General features: G+C 69.0%; 11 protein-coding genes and 1 riboswitch. Of the genes, 6 read left to right on the forward strand and 5 right to left on the reverse strand.

Features of this window, described 5'->3' with window-relative positions; all coding sequences use genetic code 11:
* The first annotated feature begins 34 nt into the window (after positions 1-34).
* Positions 35-1,519: a PepSY-associated TM helix domain-containing protein gene (locus IP91_RS05430; protein WP_145647703.1), complete on the forward strand. Its 1,485-nt coding sequence runs from the start codon at positions 35-37 to the stop codon at positions 1,517-1,519.
* A gap of 232 nt (positions 1,520-1,751) precedes the next feature.
* On the opposite strand, the gene IP91_RS05435 is transcribed toward IP91_RS05430, so the two are convergent.
* Positions 1,752-3,029 (reverse strand): aminotransferase class V-fold PLP-dependent enzyme, encoded by a 1,278-nt coding sequence (locus IP91_RS05435; protein WP_145647704.1) that lies wholly within the window; start codon positions 3,027-3,029, stop codon positions 1,752-1,754.
* Positions 3,030-3,330: 301 nt separating this feature from the next.
* Between IP91_RS05435 and IP91_RS05440 the strand changes: the two genes are divergently transcribed.
* The 5 genes from IP91_RS05440 (at position 3,331) to IP91_RS05460 (ending at position 10,222) form a co-directional block, all read left to right on the forward strand.
* Positions 3,331-3,714: a hypothetical protein gene (locus IP91_RS05440; RefSeq protein WP_145647705.1), complete on the forward strand. Its 384-nt coding sequence runs from the start codon at positions 3,331-3,333 to the stop codon at positions 3,712-3,714.
* A gap of 532 nt (positions 3,715-4,246) precedes the next feature.
* Positions 4,247-6,556: a TonB-dependent receptor gene (locus IP91_RS05445; RefSeq protein ID WP_158643090.1), complete on the forward strand. Its 2,310-nt coding sequence runs from the start codon at positions 4,247-4,249 to the stop codon at positions 6,554-6,556.
* Between the two features lie 27 nt (positions 6,557-6,583).
* A complete protein-coding gene (locus IP91_RS05450) occupies positions 6,584-7,288 on the forward strand; it encodes an ABC transporter ATP-binding protein (RefSeq protein ID WP_145647707.1) in 705 nt (234 codons plus the stop codon).
* Complete coding sequence (locus IP91_RS05455) at positions 7,272-8,720, forward strand: DUF3526 domain-containing protein (RefSeq protein ID WP_158643091.1); 1,449 nt, start codon at positions 7,272-7,274, stop codon at positions 8,718-8,720. Before IP91_RS05450 ends, IP91_RS05455 begins: the two co-directional genes overlap by 17 nt.
* Complete coding sequence (locus IP91_RS05460; protein WP_158643092.1) at positions 8,717-10,222, forward strand: DUF3526 domain-containing protein; 1,506 nt, start codon at positions 8,717-8,719, stop codon at positions 10,220-10,222. Before IP91_RS05455 ends, IP91_RS05460 begins: the two co-directional genes overlap by 4 nt.
* A 172-nt stretch (positions 10,223-10,394) precedes the next feature.
* Here IP91_RS05460 and IP91_RS05465 read toward each other — a convergent pair whose 3' ends face one another.
* The 4 genes from IP91_RS05465 to IP91_RS05480 form a co-directional block, all read right to left on the reverse strand.
* Complete coding sequence (locus IP91_RS05465) at positions 10,395-10,799, reverse strand: DUF2149 domain-containing protein (RefSeq protein ID WP_229473902.1); 405 nt, start codon at positions 10,797-10,799, stop codon at positions 10,395-10,397.
* A complete protein-coding gene (locus tag IP91_RS05470) occupies positions 10,796-11,239 on the reverse strand; it encodes a MotA/TolQ/ExbB proton channel family protein (protein WP_145647710.1) in 444 nt (147 codons plus the stop codon). The genes IP91_RS05465 and IP91_RS05470 overlap by 4 nt, the downstream gene beginning before the upstream one ends.
* Positions 11,236-15,558 (reverse strand): cobaltochelatase subunit CobN, encoded by a 4,323-nt coding sequence (locus IP91_RS05475; protein WP_229473905.1) that lies wholly within the window; start codon positions 15,556-15,558, stop codon positions 11,236-11,238. The genes IP91_RS05470 and IP91_RS05475 overlap by 4 nt, the downstream gene beginning before the upstream one ends.
* A gap of 107 nt (positions 15,559-15,665) precedes the next feature.
* Positions 15,666-15,874: riboswitch (cobalamin riboswitch) on the reverse strand.
* A 177-nt stretch (positions 15,875-16,051) separates the two neighbouring features.
* Positions 16,052-16,975, reverse strand: coding sequence for a LysR family transcriptional regulator (locus IP91_RS05480; RefSeq protein WP_145647712.1), 924 nt, complete (start codon positions 16,973-16,975; stop codon positions 16,052-16,054).
* Positions 16,976-17,031: the final 56 nt, after the last annotated feature.

A 17,031-nucleotide genomic window follows, 5' to 3' on the forward strand; every position in this document is an offset into this window, starting at 1 on the left:
CCGGCGCGCGACCCCGCCTCGCTATAATCGCCGCATGCCCCATCCCGCCCCCACAACAGCAACCAGCCCGCCGGACCAGACCCTCTCAGCGTCAGCGTTCTACCGCCGCATCTGGCACTGGCATTTCTTCGCCGGCCTGGTCTGCGTGCCGTTCGCGTTCCTCCTTGCCTTGACCGGCGCGCTGTACCTGTTCCACGACCAGATCGACGATGCGGTCTACGCGAACCAGCTGATCCGCCCAGCCGGCAGTGCGACGACACCGCTGCCTCCCGCGCAATGGATCGACGCGGCATCGAAGGCCCAACCCGGCCGGCCGACGGCGCTGTACGTGCCGAAGGACGAACGACACGCGGCGCAGATCGACGTGGCAACGCCGGCCGGCGCCGTGCAGCAGGTCTTCGTCGATCCGTCGGACGCCAAGGTGCTCGGCACGCTGGCCGAATCGGCGCGCCTGATGACGTTCGTGAAGAACCTGCACTCGCTGACGGTGGCTGGCACAGCGGGCAACGTCGTCATCGAGATCGTCGCGGGCTGGATCATCGTGCTGATGCTGACCGGCGCCTACCTGTGGTGGCCGCGCGGCCGCAAGGGCGGCGTCGTGTCGATCCGCCCTGGTGCCCGCGGCCGCGCGTGGTGGCGCGACCTGCACGCGGTGACCGGTGCGTTCGGCGGCGTCATCATCCTGTTCCTCGCGCTGACCGGCATGCCGTGGTCGGTGTTCTGGGGCCAGCAAGTGAACCAGTGGGCCGGCCGGCACGGCCTCGGTGTCCCGGACGGCATGTGGCGCAACGTGCCCCGCTCGACGCTGCCATCGACGGCGCTGGGCGACGTGCCGTGGACGCTGGAGCAGCAGCCGGTCCCCGCGTCGGCCGACAAGGACCCGCATGCCGGCCACCACATGGATGCCGCCAGGCCGGCACCGGCCGCGGCATCGACAGCGACATCGGCATCCGCATCGACATCGACATCGACATCGACATCGGCATCGACAGCGACATCGGCGATCGGCGTGGACAAGGCCATCGCCATCGCCCGCGAAGCCGGGATGACGCACGGCTTCAAGCTCGCGCTGCCACGCGGCGACCGCGGTGTCTACAGCGCCGTGCGCATGCCGGGACAGCTCGATGGCCAGCGCGTGCTCCACATCGACCAGTACAGCGGCCGCATCCTGATGGACATCGGCGCCGACCGCATTGGCGCCGTGGGCCGCGTGACGCAATGGGGTGTCAGCGTCCACCAGGGTGGCGAGTACGGCTGGCCCAATCTGCTCATGATGCTGCTGGGCTGCCTGGCCCTGATGACGCTGTGCGTGAGCGGCGTGACGGCCTGGTGGAAGCGCCGCCCCGCCGGCAGCTTTGCCGCGCCGCCACGGCGCCATGGCGACCGGCTGATGGCGGGCGCGCTGGCCATCGCCATCATCGCCGGCATCGTGTTCCCGTTGCTGGGCGCCTCGATGCTGCTGGCAGCGGCGGCGGATTACGGCTGGTCGTTGCGCACGCGGGTACGCACGATGGCTTGAGCGCGATGACAGTGTCGCCGGCAGCGGCAGCGGCAGCCGACTATGCCTGGTCGCGGCGCACGCGGCCACGCGCGGTAGCGTGACAGACCAGCGGATGCTGGAGCGGCCGATCAGGTCTGGTCGCCGCGCGCCCGGCAACGCCGTGTGGCGTGGCCGTCAGGCAGATCCTCGTGTCGACGGCAGCCGGCGAGCCCGGGCAATGCGCACGCGGCCACGCCCCGTGGCGTAATGATCAGGCGCTTGCCACCTTCCGGATCGCGGCCACCAGCTTGTCGAGGTCACTCGCGCGCGTGAAGAACGACGGCGTCACGCGGATGCAGCTGCCGCCCACCGGCCCGTTGCGCGGCACCGTGAAGATGCCGAATTCGTCATGGAGCCGCCGTGCCAGCGCCACATTGTCCTCGAATGACGTCCGGCCCTTGATGCGGAAAGACGTCACGGCGCCATACATGGCGGGATCTTCCGGCGTCAGCACCTGCACGTTCGGCACCTCGAGCACGCCCTTCACCCAGTGATCGCGCAAGGCCCGCAGCCGCGCACTGCGCTGCGCCAGCGGAATGCGCCCATGGAAGCGCAGCGCCGCGGGAATCGTCATGATCGCAGCGTAGTTCAGCGTGCCGGAGTGAACGCGTGCGCGGATGTCGGTCACCGGATGCAGCGTGTTGCCCCGCTCGATGCCGATATCCTGCAGCCGCGCCTTGCGGATGTACAGGAAGCCCAGGCCGAGCGGCGCGCCGATCCACTTGTGCAGGTTGGCACCGACGAAGTCCGCGCCGAAGTCGGGAATGCGGTAGTCGAGCTGGCCCCAGGACTGCGCCACGTCGACGATTACATCCACATTGCGCGCCTTCGCGATGCGCACGATTTCGGCAACCGGCATCACGATGCCCGTGCGGTGGCTGATGTGCGTGAGCAGGAGCAGGCGCGTGCGCGGACTCTGGCGCAGCGTGCGCTCGTACACGTCGATGATGTCCTGCCGCGTGGCCGGTTCCGGGATCTGCACTTTCGCAACGGTGGCGCCATGGCGCGTCGCCAGGTCCTCCATCGCATCCATCATCGTGCCGTAATCGAGGTTGCCGTACATGACCACGTCGCCGGCCTTCAGCAGCCGGTAGTTGCCGATCAGGTTCTGCAGCGACTCCGTGGCGCCGCGGGTGATCGCCAGTTCCTCCGTCGCCACGCCGGCGTGCGCGGCCAGCGTGGCGCGCACGGCCTCGACACCATCGACATCGAACTCGCGGCGCAGGAAGCGCGAGTTGTAGCGGTTCAGGTAATCGATGTTGCGGCGAAAATCGTCCGCCACCGGACGCGCCATGATGCCGTAGTACGCGTTCTCCAGGTTGATGAAGTCCGGCGCGATATCGTAGTTCGCGGCGAGGGCGTCCCAGTCGGGCGAGGCGCCAGCCCCTTGTGCAGGGGCGCCGGCGGCTTCGGCCAGCGTGGCGGTGCCGAGGGAGAGACTGGCGGCGGTTTTCAGTAGGGTGCGACGGCGTGGCAGGAAGGTGCTCATGGATGCTCCGTGGACGGTGACCAGCCGCAGATCATATGCCGGAACGATGACGGGAGCATGGCAAAAAATGTCCCGCTTTCGGATCCGGCAGGCGGTGCGCGGCGGCGGCCGAATACAGATGTTTCGCCTCGCCGAAGCTTGCGAGCGCGGTACCCCGTTGCATGCGGCGCGCCGTGCAAAAGACATCGCGCCCGCGCCGCACGCACATTGTTTTCCCGCGCGCGCCACAATTTTTTGATACCGACCCCTTGCCTTAACCAATACTTAACATGGTAAGATCGACCCCGAAAAGATCGCCGCCATGTCCACCACGCCCGCCACACGTTCCACGCCATCGTTCGAAGCGCCGCCCGCCGTTGCTGGCGCGCTTCGTCGCGGCACGCCATCCGCGCGTGCCGGCCGCGTGGCGCGCATGATCCTCTGGCTGGCCGGCGCGATCCTGATCCTGCAGCTGCTCGGCGCCACGCAGCACCGGCACGATGCGAGCCACCACCTGTCCGATTGCGCGGGCTGCATGCTGGCCGCGCAGTTGCCGGCACCACCGGCCGATCCCGTCCTCGCCGCCGTCTCGGCACGGCACGCATCGCTGCAGTACTTCCTTGCCGCCATCGCCTTCACCAGCGCCGGCAGCAGCATCAGCGCGCCGATCCCGCGCGCGCAGGGCCCGCCCTCCTCCTCCCTGTAATACCCGTCCGTTCGCCTTCGTCCGCCCACCCGCGGCGCTGCGCCGACGCGACCGTCCCTGCTACTGCCGAGCCTGTGTCACATGGGGTCAGGCACCGTGCCACGAATGCCGAACCCGTGTCCTGGTGCTTTGTCCTGGTGCCTGGCACCGTGCCACGAATGCTGAGCCCGTGTCCTGGTGCCTGGCACCGTGCCATGCTGGTGCCTGGCACCGTGCCACGAATGCTGAGCCCGTGTCCTGGTGCCTGGCACCGTGCCATGCTGGTGCCTGGCACCGTGCCACGAATGCTGAGCCCGTGTCCTGGTGCCTGGCACCGTGCCATGCTGGTGCCTGGCACCGTGCCACGAATGCTGAGCCCGTGTCCTGGTGCCTGGCACCGTGCCATGACGTGTCCTGGTGCCTGGCACCGTGACACAAGCTCGACCGTATATGGCGCGCGGTCAGCCGCGTGCCACCGCAAGATTCGCCGGACGACCGGCAGGGACCGTCACGTCCATCGATTTCCAAGCCATCGAATGCCATGCCAAAGAAAATGAAAACCTTCCGCCGTCCGCTCGCCCTCGCCATCTCGTTCGGCCTCGCGTCCTGCTTCCCTGTCCAGGCCGCGGAGCCTGACGAGACGGATGCCGTGCCGAGCGTCACCGTTGCCGGCAGCCGCGGGCCGCTCGATCCGGACCTGCCGGCCACCTCCGTCAGCAGGACCCGCGAAGAACTGCTCCAGCAGCAGAACGTGTTCAATCCCGAAGACGCGCTGCGAAACCTGCCCAGCATGACGATCCGCAAGCGCTACAGCGGCGACCGCAATGCATTGGTGGGCGGGCGCAGCTTCTCCACCTCGCAGGCGCCGCGCGCGCTGGTCTTGATGGACGGCTACCTGCTGTCGAACTTCCTGGGCCGCTTCGATGCGCCGCGCTGGAACATGGTGGCGCCCGAGGAGATCGCCCGCGTCGACGTGCTGTACGGGCCCTTCTCGGCGCTCTACACCGGCAATTCGATGGGCACCACGATCGCCTTCACCACCGTCAAGCCGACGGGCTTCATGGGTTCCGCGCGCCTCGCCTCGCAGGTGCAGGCGTATGACAACTACGGCCTGAAGGACCGCTACCGCAACTACCAGGGCTCGCTGCTACTGGGCGACCGGCTCGCGTCCGGCGCCTGGTACAAGCTGATGGCGAACCACCAGGATTCCACCAGCCAGCCGATGCAATACTACGGCGTCAATGCCAGCGCGGCCGGCGTGTTCACGCGCCCGTCCGGCAACGCCGTCGCCGTCCCCGTGACGGGCATCGTGTACGACACGGGTCCCACCGGCCTGCGCCGCGCGGTGTTCGGCGCCAACGCGGGCGCCATCGACCACACGAAGCAGGACACCGTGAAAGCCACCTTCGGCTACGACTTCGCCAGCGGCATCAGTGCGGAAGGCTTCGTCGCCTGGTGGCAGAACGATTCCGTCAACACGAATGCGAGCCTGCTGCGCGATGCGGCCGGAAACACCGTCTGGTCGGGGCGCGTCAGCAGCGCAGGCAATGTATTCGACCTGCCCGCCAATACCTTCGCCCCCTTCGATCGCGAAGAGCGCCACCTGCAAACCGGCCTCACGTTGAAGACGACGAATCGCACCGGCTGGAACGCCTCCGCCGTGATGACCCGCTACCGCATCCTGGAAGACACGCAGCGCAATGCCGGCGTTGCCGATCCGTACGCGGCGGCTGGCGGCAGCGGCTCGGCCGTGCTGCGCGACGGCACGGGCTTTCGCACGCTGGACCTGCAGGCCCGCTACGTGCCCACCGCGGGCGACTGGACCGGCGGCGCACACACGCTGACCGTCGGCCTGCACGCCAGCGACTACGCACTGCACCAGGTGACGCGCAACCTGGCGGACTGGCGCAATGCTGCCGGTGTCCAGACCCAGTACATGGGCGGCAGGACGAAACTGTCCGGCCTCTACGCACAGGATGCCTGGCGTTTCCTGCCCGCCTGGACCGCGACGCTCGGCCTGCGCCTGGAACGCTGGAAGGCGTCCGACGGCGTGCAGCGCTTTACCAATGGCCCCTCGACCGACTACGCGCGCCGCAGCGACAACGCCACCTCGCCCAAGCTTTCCGTCACGTGGGCCACGACACCGGACCTGGACCTGCGCGTCTCCGCCGGCAAGGGCACGCGCTTCCCCACCGTGGCCGAACTGTTCCAGGGGACGCAATCCGGCGCCTCGATCATCGTCGCCGATCCGGACCTGAAACCGGAGCGTTCCACCGCCCTTGAAATCACGGCCGACCAGCGCTTCAGCCACGGCAGCGCGCGCGCCACGCTGTTCCAGGACGACGTGCGCGACACCATCTGGACGCAGCTGAACCTGGCCGTCTTCCCGAACGTGACGAACAACCAGAACGTGGGGCGCGTGCGCACCCGCGGCCTGGAACTGGCCGGCGTGGCGGACCGCCTGGGCATCGATGGCCTGAGTCTCGACGCCAGTATCGGCTGGAGCAAGGCGGTGATCCTGGAGAACGCCAACTACCAGCCTTCCGTCGGCAGGATCTGGGTACGCGTGCCGCGCGTGCGCTCGACGACGACGCTGGTGTATGCACCCACGCCGCTGTGGAGCGCCGCGGCCACGTGGCGCTACTCGGGCCGCCAGTTCAACGAGATCAACAACTCGGACATCAACCCGGACGTGTACGGCGGCCTGTCGCGCCAGAAACAGCTGGACCTGCGGCTGCGCTTCCTGCCGGCGCGGCAGGTCGAGCTTGCCGCCGGCATCGACAACGTCAACGACGGCCGCGCCTACCAGTCGCATCCCTTCCCGGGCCGCACCTTCTTTGCCGAAGCGCGCTATGCCTTCTGAACGCCTTCTTCCAACCATGAGGATCACATGATCAGGATCGAACAACTCGTCAAGCGCTACGGCGACCGCACCGCCGTGGACCACCTGAACCTGCACGTGGCGGCCGGTGAAGTGTATGCGCTGCTGGGACCGAACGGGGCCGGCAAGTCCACCACGATCGGCTGCCTGCTGGGCTTCGTCCCGCCGGACGGCGGCACGATCACGCTGGCCGGCTCGCCGCTGCCGCCCGCTGCGGCAGCCGTGAAGCATGCTGCCTATATCGCGGAGAACGTGGCGCTGTACGACCGGCTCACCGGCGTGGAGAACGTGGAGTTCTTCATGCGGCTGCTGGGCCAGAAGCCTTCCCGCGAGCGCATCGAAACGCTGCTGGAGCGTGCGGGGCTGCCGGCACATGCGTGGCACCGGCTGGCGCAGGGCTACTCGAAAGGCATGCGCCAGAAGGTGGGCATCGTGATGGCGCTGGCCAAGGGCGCGCAGGTGCTGGTGCTGGACGAGCCGACCTCCGGCCTCGATCCGGAAGCCAGCGTGTCGTTCGGCACCCTGATCCGCTCGCTGGCGGACGATGGCGCGGCGGTGCTGATGGCAACGCATGACCTGTTCCGTGCGCAGGAACTGGCGGACCGGTGCGGGATGCTCGTGGGCGGGCACCTGATCAGTGAATGGAACCTGGGAGAATTGAATGCTGGCGAACTTGAACGCAATTACCTCGACACCCTTGCCAGCCGCGTCTAGCGGCCGGCGCTGGTGGCGTGCCTGCCACGGCGCCTGGCAGGCCGACTGGCGCGAACGGCGGCGCGACTGGCGCGTATGGCTCGTCCTCGGGCTGGGCATGCTGCTGGCCATCTGCGCCGGCGTGCTCGCTGCCGTCGACCTGCAAGGAACGCTCGATGCGCGGCAGGTTGCGGCGCAGGCCGAACGGGAACGGTGGGAACACCAGGGCGCGAAGAATCCGCACTCCGCCGCGCACTACGGCGTGTACGTGTTCAAGCCGCTGGCCGCGCTGGCGGCGCTCGATCCCGGCGTGGAACGCTACGTCGGCAGCAGCGTGTGGCTGGAGGCGCACAAGCAGAACGAGCTGGTATACCGTCCCGCCAGCGACGAGCCGGGCGCCAGCCGGCAGTTCCGCCTCACGCCGGCGTTGCTGCTGCAGGTGCTGGCACCGGTGGCGATGATCTTCCTCGGCTTCGGCATGTTCGCCGCGGAACGGGAACGGGGCACGCTGCCGGCGCTGCGCGTGAATGCGGCGCCGCTGGGGGCCATCGGCGTCGCGCGGGCGGCCGTGCTGCTGTGCCTTGCCGGCGTCATCGCGCTGCCCGCCTGCGCCGCGGTGGCGCTGGTCGAGCTGCGCGGTGGCGGGGCCGAACCCTTCACGGATGGCGCGGCGCGCGTCGCCCTGTTCGGTATCGGCTACCTGCTGTACCTCGCCACCTGGGCGGCCCTCGTCACGGCCGTTTCCGCCTGGGCGCCAACGATGCGCGCGAGCCTGGGGGTGCTGGTGGCACTGTGGGCCGCGACGACGCTCGTGCTGCCGCGTGCCGCCGTCGAACTGGCGCAGTCCACCGCGCCGCTGCCGACGATGCAGCAGTTCCGCGAACGTGTCGACACGGATCTGGGCATGCCGGACGATCCCGCGGAAGCGGAACGCCACAAGCAGCAGATCCTGAAGGACTACGGCGTGCGCGACGTGAGCGAGCTGCCGGTGAACTGGGCCGGCATCAGCCTGGCGCGTGGCGAAGCGCATGGCAACCGCGTCTTCGACCGGCACTACAGCGCGCTGTTCGACGCGATGGCGCGGCAGAGCGATGCCGTGGCGCTGGGCGGCTGGCTGTCGCCGACGGTGGCCGTGGCCGGGCTGTCGAGCTACGTAGCAGGCAGCGATACCGCCAGCCACATCCAGTTCGTGCGCGGCGCGGAAAGCCAGCGCCGCCGCATCCAGACGGTATTGAACGATGCCATCACCAGTCACCCCGAGCGCGACGGTAAAAAATACGAGGGGGATGCGGCGCTGTGGCGCAGCGTGCCGCCGTTCCGCTTCACCTATGCACCGATCGAATGGAGCCACCTGATGCTTACCCGACTTTTGCCGCTCCTGGCGCTGCTGGCTGCCAGCACGCTGCTGGCCCGCCTCGGCGTGCGCCGCCTGCGCCTGGGGAGCCTGCAATGAGACAGCTGCTCGCATTGATCCGCTTCGACCTGCTGATGCAGGTGCGCGAGCGCGGCACCCTGTGGCTGCTGGCCGCGGCACTGCTGCTGGCCGGTTTCGGCCTGTACGAAGGCAGCCGCTTCGAGAGCGCCAGCCTGGCGGCGCGGCAGGACGCCGTCCAGCAGGAAGGCGCGGCGCGCCTGGCGGCAGGAAAACTGGCAGAGCGCTATTTCGCGGCGCCGGAATCGTCCGCGTTCGCGGACCTGAAATGGTGGCGCACACCCGTCGACATCCGCGGCTATGCGTTCTACCAGCATGTGGGCTATGCCACGCGGCCCGGCGTGCCGGGTGCGGCGCTGACGATCGGCCAGGGCGACATCCTGCCGTCCTATGTCCGGGTACGGGCCGAGTCGATGGAGTCGGTGCGCACGGCGGCCGAGATCGAGCACCCGGGGCGTCTTGCCGCGGGCCGCTACGACCTGATGTTCTTCGTCGTCTACCTGTGGCCACTGATCCTGCTGTCGCTCTGCATCTCGGTGCTGACGCAGGACCGCGAAAGCCGCCGGCTGCGCAGCCTGCAGCTGCAGGGGTTGTCGCCAGCGCGGCTGCTGGTGGCGCAGGTGGCTGCGCGCATGCTGGCTGCTTCCGGCACGCTGATCGTGTTCTGCGTCGCGCTGGCACTGGCCATCGGCGCTGTGCCTTTCTCGTCCAGTGGCTTGCGTGCACTGGCATCGTGGTCCGCGATCGTGCTGGTGTACTCGGCCTTTTGGGGCGCCATCGCGATGGCGCTCTGCGCGGTGTGCGCCAGCCGGATGAGCGCCGCATTTGCCGCCTTCGGCGCGTGGCTCGTCTTCACGATCGTCATCCCCGGCGTGCTGAACGTGGGCGTGCAGCTGGGCGCACCGGTGCCGAACCGCGAGTACTACGTGCAGGCCCTGCGCGATGCGGCCGACCACGTGGCCGAGGACAAGCTGAACAGCCTGGCGCGTTTCTACGACAGCCATCCCGAGTGGAAGCCGGCGAAGACGTCGCTGGACCAGGTCTCGACCGCCGTCTCGCGCATCCAGCGGGCGCAGGAACTGGAAAAGGCGATGCGCGATGTCGAGGCGCGCTTCGACGGTGCACGGGCACGTCGCGATGCGCTGTTCGACCGTGCGATGGGCTTCAGTCCCGTAACGCTGGCGTACCAGGCGCTCACCCACATCGCCGGCAATGACAGCGACCGCCAGGGGCGTTTCATCGCCGAGGTCCAGCAGCACCATGCCAGGCTGCGGGACTTCTTCCAGGCCACCCTCCAGCGCAGCGCGCTCGGCGACGAACAGACCGGCTGCGCGAAAACCTGCCTGGGCGGCTACGGCTTCCGCGACTTCGGCGCCGTGCCGCGCTTCACGGCGTCACCCGCCCTCGCCGAAGCTCCCGGCATCCCCGCTTCGTTCGCCTTGCTGCTGGGCTGGATCGCCCTCGCCGCCGGCGGCGCCATCGCGCTGCTCCACTATGTCATGCAGCGGCGCGCGGTGCTCTGACCAAGCTCGCTAAAGCTGAGCTCGTGTCACACCTTGGGGTCAGGCGTAGTGACACGAGCTCTGCACTAGCACGTGATCGAGCTTCCCTCGCCCCATCGAGCGCCCGGAAATCGCTCTACAGATGAGTGCGTGTCACTACGCCTGACACCACCATGTGACACGAGCTCGGCCGTTAGCGGGTGGCGGGTCTGGTGGCCGGTTCGATCAGCATCAGCTTGCCCGTTTTCGGGTCGCGGAACACTTCGCCGACGCGGTCGTAGCCGCTGCCGTCGTGCGTGATGCCGTCCGCGGGGCGTTCGATCTGGCGGCCTTTTTCGACCGGTTGCGGCGATTTCAGCGCGCCATTGCTGCCGGCGACGGCGGCGATCAGGCCGCAGGCGAAGACCAGCATCACGTCGACCAGGTTGACGAGGCTGGCGCGCGGGTCTTCGTCGCTCGTGTCGAAGCGCGCGTCGAGATGCTTGTACAGCCGCAGGCGCTTGCGGGCCGGCGCGGTCGCATGCGATGAAGACACGGAGCCCTGTCCCGGCAGCGATGCAGGTGTCGATGCGGGCGAAGAATGGACGTCCCCGTTCATGCCGCCTGCTCCATCGCGTCCAGCGTCTCCTCGTACCAGCGGCGCCGCAGCTTGCCGATCACCAGGCCGCCAATGCCGGCCACGAGGCCCAGCACCGTGGCATCGAAAGCGACCGTGACGGCACTCGCCAGCTTCGCCGGATCGCCGGCACCCAGCGCGGCCAGGCCCGGTCCGAGCGGGATGATGGTGGCCATCAGCCCCAGCATCGGCGGGATGCGCGCCAGCAGGTCGGCACGCTCCAGGCGGTGACGGGCAAGCTTCTGCACCTGCAGCACGTCGCCGGCGGCGCGCAGCTGCCGCAGGCCGTGGAAGCGTTCACCGGCGGCGATGCCCGCTTCAACGACGGCGATGGCGCACGCGGCCAGCAGCGCCACCAGCGACGGCACCAGCAGCCAGTTGACGGCGCCGTGCAGCCAGGCGAAGGACAAGGTTTCGTTCATGCGATTCTCCGTGAGGATGGTGGAACCTGGCCGCCGCGCCACAGCCCCAGCGCGAACAGCGCAAGGACGGTGGCCAGCATCGCCAGCAGTTTGATGATCGTGAAGCCGGGCGCCTCGACGGGCGCCGGCTCCTGGTGCAATTCATAGACGTGTGGTGGGGCGGGAGCCTCGGCCGCAGCGGGCTGCGATGGCGCCCGATCCGACAAGGCCTGCCGCGCCCGAGCAGGCGTCGCCGGCACCGAAGCCGGCGCCGCAACCGAAGACGAAGCGGCAGCAGCAGGGATAGCAGCAGGCAGCATCTCGCCCCGCGCCTTGGCCAGCGCCACGCTCAGGTCGCGCGCCTCGGCGGCATCGAGCTGCGGCGCCAGCCACCCCCACATCGGGTGATTCGGCGACGCGTGCCCGCTGCCCGGCAGCCCGTTGGCAGATACGAGCCGCGCCAGCTCGCCGCCCATCTGCCGGATGGTGGCAGCATCCGTCTTCCAGTAGCCCTTTTCGGCGGCGACCATGAAGATGGCCAGCATGTGCGCCTTCACCTGCGCGTTGTGGCCCTTGCCGAGGAACTGCGGCAGCCCGAGTTTCTGCGAGTCGTCGAAGTACACGGCCTTCACTTCATCCCACGCCCAGTTCTTCACCAGGTCGGGCCGCGTCACCTGCCAGCCCCACAGGTTTTCCAGGAACTCCTGCCCCATCGTGCGCGCGCCCGCATAGTCATGCTCCATCAGGGGCTTGAGCCACGCCGGATTCAGGTAGCGGCCGCGCAGTTCGCCCAGCAGCGCGGACGTCAGCGGTTCCACATCGGCGCGGCCCGGCTGCGCGTGCTGCAGGATCAGCGCTTCCGGCACGCGGCCGGTGCGGCCCTCGATCGCCAGCGACAGGCCGCCCAGGTAGTCGAACGCGTCGTTGTTGTCGAGCAGGCCGTACAGATTGCTGGCGCGGCCGTGATAGGTGCGCGTGATGCCGTCCAGCGCGACGTCGAACGCGGCGTGGCTCGCCTCGCCCGTCGCATCCAGGCCGTAGGCATGGCCCATGCGGTTGCGGTAGGCGGCGCCAATTTCATCGCGTTCACGCCAGGCACCGGAGCGCTCGGTGAGGCGATTCACGCCGGTACCGTATGCGCCCGGTGCATCGCCGAACACGCGTTGCGCGGCAGCCCGCCCCGCCTCGGCCACCGGCATGCCCGTGCCGACCAGCGCCCGCTGCCGCACCAGCCACTCCTCGGCCACCCGGTTGCCGGCCACTGGCTCGTTGCCCCACTGCGCATCGTTCAGCGGCGCCAATGCGGCCGCCAGCGCTTCCTTCAGCGACGGATCCTGTTCCGCCAGCGTGCCCGCCGATGCGGCCAGCGCCAGCCGCCCGGCGCGGTCGATCAGCCGGATCAGGTTCGGGTACAGGTCGCGGAACAGGCCGGACGTGGTGACGAGCGCATCGCGCCGCGGCTTGCCCGCGCGGAGCTTCACATCGGTGACGATGCCGCGTGCATTCCACACCGGCTCGGCGCCCATCATGGCCAGCGCGAACGCCACCATCACGCCCTCGTCGCGCACCGCGTCGGAGGCCCACAGGATGATGCCCTCGCTGCCCCGCGCATCCTGCGAGCGCGCGATCGATTTGTCCGCCAGGTCCGAGCCCAACTGGTAGCCCAGTTTCGTCGGCAGGATGTCGCCATCGACCGCATGGAAATTGCGCCCCGTCGGCAGCGCTTCGGGCGAGCGCAGCGGATCGTTGCCCTTGCCCGGCTCGATGAAGCGGCCGTCCAGCCCGGCCAGCAGGCCGCGCATTTCCAGCCGCGGCGACTCGCCCAGCTTGCGCGCGACTTCCGGATCGTCGATGCCGCCCTTCTTCATCGACTCCAGCATCAGGTCGATCGACTTCTGTTCCCACTGCCGGCCGAAGATGTGCAGGCCGTACGGCATGAACTTCTCCTGCAGCTTCGTCAGGTAGTGGCCGACCTCGTGGGCCAGCAGGTCGTCGTCGGCCGCATCGAAGCCGATGCCGCGCACTTCCAGCACGTCCGCCATCGAGGCTTCCAGTTCCGCCTTCAGGTTCAGCGCCAGCACTTTTTCGCGCATCAGCCGGGCCGCCTGCGTCTTCAGCGATTCAGAATTTGCCGCTTCATAGCTCTCCACGATCTGGCGCAGCGCCAGCAGCTCGTCGTACAGCGGCGTGCTGGCCAGCGGCGGCGTCAGGTGATCGACCATCACGGCGAGACCCCGGCGCTTGGCCTGCGTGCCCTCGCCCACGCCATCGACGATGTAGGGATAGATGCCCGGCAGGTCGCCGGCGATGAGGCTGGGGTAGTCGTCGCCGGCCAGGCCCACCGCTTTCCCGGGCAGGAATTCGTAGGTCGAATGACGCCCCACGTGCACCAGCGCATCGGCCCTGAACCGGTCGCGCACCCAGTGATAGAAGCCCAGGTACTGGTGCGGCGGCGTGATGCTGGTGTTCGCGTGCAGAAGCTCCTCGTCCACTTCCCAGCCGCGCGGCGGCTGCGGGCCGATGAACACCTTGCCGAACACGAGGCCCGGCACCAGCACCTTGCCGCTGTCGACCATGATCCTGCCCGGCGCGGCGCCCCAGCCCTTCAGGCCCTCGATGCCGTAGCCAGTCAGGCGGCGGTTCAGCGGCGCGAGCGTGGCACAAGGGCGCGCCGCCTGCGCATCGAGGCAGGCGTGGTAGCCATCGCTTAGCGCGGCCAGGTCGTGGATCGCCGCTTCCCGCTGCGGATGATCGGCGCCCTCGACCAGGTGCTGCAGCTCCTTGACGATGGTATCGACCTGCTTGCGGCCCAGCTGCCATTCGCGCGCGCCTTCCGCTTCCAGCACGTCCACGTGCAGGCGGCCCAGCAGCCCGCTCGTCATCTCGCCCTGCACGCGAGGCGACAGCGTGCGGAACCACGCCTGGTAGTCGGCCGCGCTGACACTGTTCACCGTAGAGGACAGCTCGCGCAGGGCGGCGCGGTCCTCCGGCAGGTTGACGCCGTGCGCCATGATCATGTCCAGCAGCGCGTCCGGCGAGGCGGGCAGCGTGCCGGTATCGTAGCCGGCGTGCTGCATCGCATGCAGCATGTCGAACAGCGATGCCGGCACGTCGAGATTGTCGGCACCGATATTCTGCCGGCCCGGCGGATGGTTGTAGTAGATGAGCGCCACGCGCTTGTCGCGGTTCGGCTTGTCGCGCAGCGCCAGCCAGCGCGTGACGCGGCCGGCCAGCCGGTCCACTTCCTGCGCCAGCAGCACCGACGGCCGGTTCTCGATGCCCGTCAGCCGGTCCTTCTGCGCCTGGCCCAGCGCGGCGACGACGATTGGCTGCCCGATGCCCTGCAGCTCCGGCAGCGCCACGCGGTACTGCACGGAGTCGGGCGGCAGGCCGTCCGGCGACAGGCGCCACTGCAGGGCCGTGCGGTCGGACAGGCGGATGGCCTTGAACACGGGAACGTCGATGCGCTTGAATGCCTCGGTGACGGCTTCGCGCCCTTCCGCGGCACCGACCACGAAGTCCTGCAGCACGATCAGCGCGGCCGGTTTCGCGGGCGCCACCAGTTCCGGCAGGCGTTCCAGCGCCGCGCGCGAGGCGCCGCCCCAGCGCGTGAGCACCTGCACGCATTGCTGGCCGCCCTGCTCCACCTTGCGGCAGACGGCAGCGGGCACGTCGCCATCCATGTTCGACAAATCCAGCACCACCACGGCGGGCCGGTCCTGCAATCCCAGTTGTGCGGCATGGCTCCAGGCCGCCGCATCGGTCAGTTCCTTCCGGCCCATGCGCAGCCGCAGCGTGGGCTCGCCCTGCGGTGCCGGCAGCGGCGTGGCAGGATGCAGCTGGTGGTTCATCAATGCCTGCGTGTTGTCGACGCCGCCGGCCTGCCAGAGCCGCCGCGCCGCCAGCCAGTGCGGTGCCGCGGGGTGCGCCTGGGCCGCCTGCAGCGCGGCCTTCGCAGGCGCTTCGTTCGACAGGTCGCGCAGCGTCTCGGGCGGGAAATCCTGCATGGTGCCGTGCGCGTCGCGCGTCATCAGGCTGAGGGTCGCTTCGCCGTTGAAGGCCAGGACCGCCGTCTTGGCGCGCGCAACCTTCGGCAGCAGCGTCTTCAGGCGATGGGCCGGATCGCCAAACAGCGACACGGCGAGGATGGTGTCGGCCTGCGCCACCATCCTCGCCGCTTCCCGGTCGCTGGCTGCCATCCACTGCGCGGGGGTGCGCAGCACGATGCGGTCCTTCGGATGGGCGGCCAGGTGGCGGTGCGCGGCCTCGATGGCGGCCGGCGCGGCACGCTCGGTGACGATGGCGAACAGCGTTTCGGCGGACGCGCCGGCGCATGCCAAAAGACATAGCAGTGCGATGAATGGACGAACGAATGTCAAAGTGTGGCCTGGCCGGTCGCGGCCGCACTGCGCCGCAGGTCATACGCCAGACCGCACCCCGGGTCCTGCGCAATCCATCGTGCCCGGCCGGTCTTCTGGCTCGCCGTCATCCTCCCCGGCCCCTGCCTTCCCGCGCGATGCGCAGTGGCGGTTGGACCGGTTCGTCTGGCTTACAGCAGCGGGGGCTGCGCCGGAATGGCACGCGAGGCATGTCGCGCGCTTCACCGGCTTCCCGTTTCACCCGCCACGAATCGTGGCCGGGCACCGTGCACTTGAAGGCGCGATTCTACAGGCAATGCTGACGGATTGTCACTTGGCGGCGGCCGCAACGGCCGAGCCCGTGTCCACCCTGGGGTCAGACCCCGACATGGACACGGCCTCATCTGTGATGGCCGAGTCCGTGTCACGGTGCCTGCCCCCAATGTGACACGGCCCCCCTTATGACACTGCCCCCTTATGACACGGGCTCGGCCGCAGGCGCGAGGCCTTCCATCACTTCGGCCACCCAGTCGATGAACGCGCGCAGCTTGCGGCTCACGTGCCGGTTCGGGCGGTAGGCCACGTACAGCGGCATCGGTTCCAGCTGCCAGTCCTCGAACATCGGCACGAGTGCGCCGCGCGCGACGTGGGCGCGGGCCATGTACTCGGGCAGCCACAACGCGCCCAGGCCGGCCAGGCCCGCCGCCAGGTAGGCATTGCCGTCGTCGATCGACAGCACGTAGCGGCCCTGCACCGTCAGGCTGTCGTCGCCGCGCCGCATCGCATACGGCAGGCCCTTGCCGGTGCGCGAGCCGCGGAAGGCGACGATGCGGTGGTGCGTGTCTTCCAGGTCGCGCGGATGCGCCGGCGTGCCGGCTCGCTCGAGGTAGTCCGGCGCGGCATACACGCCCACCTGCAGGTCCGCCACGCGGCGCGCCATCAGCGACTGGTCGGCCAGCGCGCCGCCACGCACCACGCAATCGACGTTCTCGCCGATCAGGTCCACCATGCGGTCGCTCACGCCCAGGTCCAGCTGGATGTCCGGATAGCGCGCGTGGAAGGCGGGCAGCGCCGGCACCAGGATCAGGCTGGCCAGGGGGCTGGGCACGTCGACGCGCAGCAGTCCGGCCGGCAGCCCGGCGGCATTCGGCAGGCTGCCTTCCACGTCTTCCAGCTCCGCGAGCAGCCGCACCACGCGCTCGTAATACAGGGTGCCATCGACGGTCAGGCTCACGCGCCGCGTGGTGCGGTTCAGCAGTTTCACGCGCAGCCGCGCCTCCAGCTGCTGCACCAGCTGCGTGACGGTCGCGCGGCCCATCTGCAGCGTCAGCGCGGCCTTCGTGAAGCTGCCCGTCTCCACCACGCGCACGAACGCGTTCATCGCATCGATCCGATCCATGCCACCTCCATTGTTTTGATTATACAAACAGTGGTGTCGCGATCTGCGTATTTATC

This window comes from Pseudoduganella lurida, assembly GCF_007830455.1.
In the GTDB taxonomy this organism is placed as follows: Bacteria; Pseudomonadota; Gammaproteobacteria; order Burkholderiales; family Burkholderiaceae_D; genus Rugamonas; species Rugamonas lurida.

Bases quoted from the DNA above. Each gene is read 5' to 3' on its own strand.
- IP91_RS05440 (WP_145647705.1), top strand. From the start codon at position 3,331: ATGTCCACCACGCCCGCCACACGTTCCACGCCATCGTTCGAAGCGCCG.
- IP91_RS05435 (WP_145647704.1), bottom strand. From the start codon at position 3,029: ATGAGCACCTTCCTGCCACGCCGTCGCACCCTACTGAAAACCGCCGCC.
- IP91_RS05450 (WP_145647707.1), top strand. From the start codon at position 6,584: ATGATCAGGATCGAACAACTCGTCAAGCGCTACGGCGACCGCACCGCC.
- IP91_RS05445 (WP_158643090.1), top strand. From the start codon at position 4,247: ATGAAAACCTTCCGCCGTCCGCTCGCCCTCGCCATCTCGTTCGGCCTC.
- IP91_RS05465 (WP_229473902.1), bottom strand. From the start codon at position 10,799: ATGAACGGGGACGTCCATTCTTCGCCCGCATCGACACCTGCATCGCTG.
- IP91_RS05460 (WP_158643092.1), top strand. From the start codon at position 8,717: ATGAGACAGCTGCTCGCATTGATCCGCTTCGACCTGCTGATGCAGGTG.
- IP91_RS05430 (WP_145647703.1), top strand. From the start codon at position 35: ATGCCCCATCCCGCCCCCACAACAGCAACCAGCCCGCCGGACCAGACC.
- IP91_RS05470 (WP_145647710.1), bottom strand. From the start codon at position 11,239: ATGAACGAAACCTTGTCCTTCGCCTGGCTGCACGGCGCCGTCAACTGG.
- IP91_RS05480 (WP_145647712.1), bottom strand. From the start codon at position 16,975: ATGGATCGGATCGATGCGATGAACGCGTTCGTGCGCGTGGTGGAGACG.